The sequence below is a fragment of the Verminephrobacter aporrectodeae subsp. tuberculatae At4 genome (assembly GCF_000193225.1).
GTDB lineage: Bacteria > Pseudomonadota > Gammaproteobacteria > Burkholderiales > Burkholderiaceae_C > Acidovorax > Acidovorax aporrectodeae.
In genome coordinates this window covers 1-2,060 of record NZ_AFAL01000754.1, presented here as the reverse complement: position 1 = coordinate 2,060, position 2,060 = coordinate 1, and the positions used below count along the sequence as shown (strand labels likewise).

The window sequence follows — 2,060 nt, the reverse complement described above, 5'->3', positions numbered from 1 at the left end:
GGAGCCGCCGGCGCCGGCCGCCGCGCCGGCCCCTGCGGCACAAGCCCCGGCGCCCGGGCCGGAGCCGCTGAAGATCGCCTTTGCCTACGTCGGCCCGGTGGGCGACGGCGGCTGGACGTTTGCGCACGACAACGGGCGCCAGGCCCTCGAGAGGGAATTTGGCGACCGGGTCAGCACCAGCTTCGTGGAAAGCGTTCCCGAGTCGGCCGACGCCGAGCGCGTGCTGCGCGACCTGGCCAGCCAGGGCAACAAGCTGATCTTCGGCACCAGCTTCGGCTACATGGAGGCCATGCTCAAGGTGGCGCAGGACCACAGGGAGGTCCGCTTCGAGCATGCCACGGGCTACAAGACCTCCGAGAACATGCGCACCTACGACGGCCGCACCTACGAAGGCGCGTACATGGCCGGCATGATCGCGGGCGCCATGACCCGGTCGAACACCCTGGGCGTTGTCGGCTCGGTGCCGATCCCCGAGGTGCTGCGCAACATCAACAGCTTCACGCTGGGCGCGCAGTCGGTGAACCCGAAGATCAAGACCCGGGTGGTGTGGGTCAACGAATGGTTCAGCCCGCCCAAGGAGACCGAGGCCGCGACGACGCTGATCCACGGCGGTGCGGACGTGCTGTTCCAGAACACCGACTCGGCCGCCGTGCTCAAGACCGCGCAAGAAAAGGGCAAGCGCGCGCTCGGTTGGGATTCCGACATGAGCGCCTACGGCCCCGATGCCCACCTGGCGTCGGCCGTGGTCAACTGGGGTCCGTACTACATCCGGGCCACCCGGGATGCGCTCGACGGCCGCTGGACCACGGGCCAAAGCTGGTGGGGCGTGAAGGAGGGCGCGATCGACATCGTCTCCATCGCCAAGGACGTTCCCGCCGAAACCAAGGCCCGGGTCGAGGAGGTGAAAAAGGGCCTGGCCGACGGCAGCTTCCAGATCTGGAAAGGCCCGATCCTGGGCCAGAACGGCAAGCCGGTGCTGGAAAAGGACACCGTGGCCGACGACACATTCCTGGGCGCAATCAACTTCTACGTCAAGGGTGTGGAAGGCCGGGTTCCGGGCGGCGACAAGAAGTAGGAACGGGTCGGCTGCGGCGCAACCGCCCGCTTTGCGGGTTTTGGAGCACATCAGGCCCGAGCCATTCGCAGTACGCTGGGTACCCATGATTCGGGGTGCGCTTGCCCCCGATCAGGGGTCGCCTGCCATGCCCGTTCCGCGCCCTGCAGCCTTCTGTCGCCAGGAATCACCGTCCCAAAATGCGGCTGGCCGTCCGCGCACAACCCCCTACTTTTCATCGGCGGGCATGACGCCGCCTTGGTCTGCAGCAGCTACTGCAGGCGGGCCCTGGCGGGTGCATTACGCCCCGGGGCATGGCCCGCCCGCAGGGAAGCATCCTGATCGCGCTCCGGGAAACGGCTTTGGCGTGGTGTTCCCCAAATCCGAAGGAAAACCCGCATTTGTTGCCCAAGTCGCCGGCACAATTGAGGCCTTGGCGCCCGGGGTAGTGGCTCCAGGCCACGGGCCAACGTTTACCGATGCCCCGCACGCCGCCCCGACGACTTCGTGCGCAACCCGGGGCCAGGCACGCGTTCCATCCGGCCAGGGTGTTGCTCCAGATACCGGCAGTCCGAATGGCAGCAGGCCACCATGGCCGAATCCGGCGCCTGGGCACTGGCCACGCCGTCCTTCGGCATGCTCCATGCGTACCGTTTCGCCAAGCGAACCAAGACCAAGTGGCTCGCGCGCTTGGCTGACCAGCTGGTGCGCCAAGACGAGCTGCTGCGCAACGCCTGAGAAGTGCCGCAATCCCTTGTGGAGCCTGGTTTCGACGCCCTTGCCCTTGCAACGCGCACGGCGGCCCCTGAAAGAACCGGGAATCCGATACGTAACCGAAAAACAAACTATTGAAGTAACTACACATGATAATTACCACCGCTTATTCCAGTCTTTTTAGTGTATCTGGATGCAGGACATAAAAAGACAATTTTCGGACCGTTTGCGCAAAGCAATGGCCGATGCAGGCTACGTTCCCAGGCCAGCGGTGCTGGAGCGTGAATTCAAT

The 2,060-nt window shown here is 65.1% G+C and carries 2 protein-coding genes; both read left to right on the top strand.

The window, feature by feature from the left end; genetic code table 11:
• The coding region (locus VTU_RS0121165) for a BMP family ABC transporter substrate-binding protein (protein WP_010108437.1) at positions 1-1,075 on the top strand (1,075 nt) is incomplete at its 5' end.
• A gap of 570 nt (positions 1,076-1,645) precedes the next feature.
• Entirely contained in the window at positions 1,646-1,792 is a 147-nt protein-coding gene (locus tag VTU_RS34030) for a hypothetical protein (protein ID WP_010108436.1), read from the top strand.
• Positions 1,793-2,060: the final 268 nt, after the last annotated feature.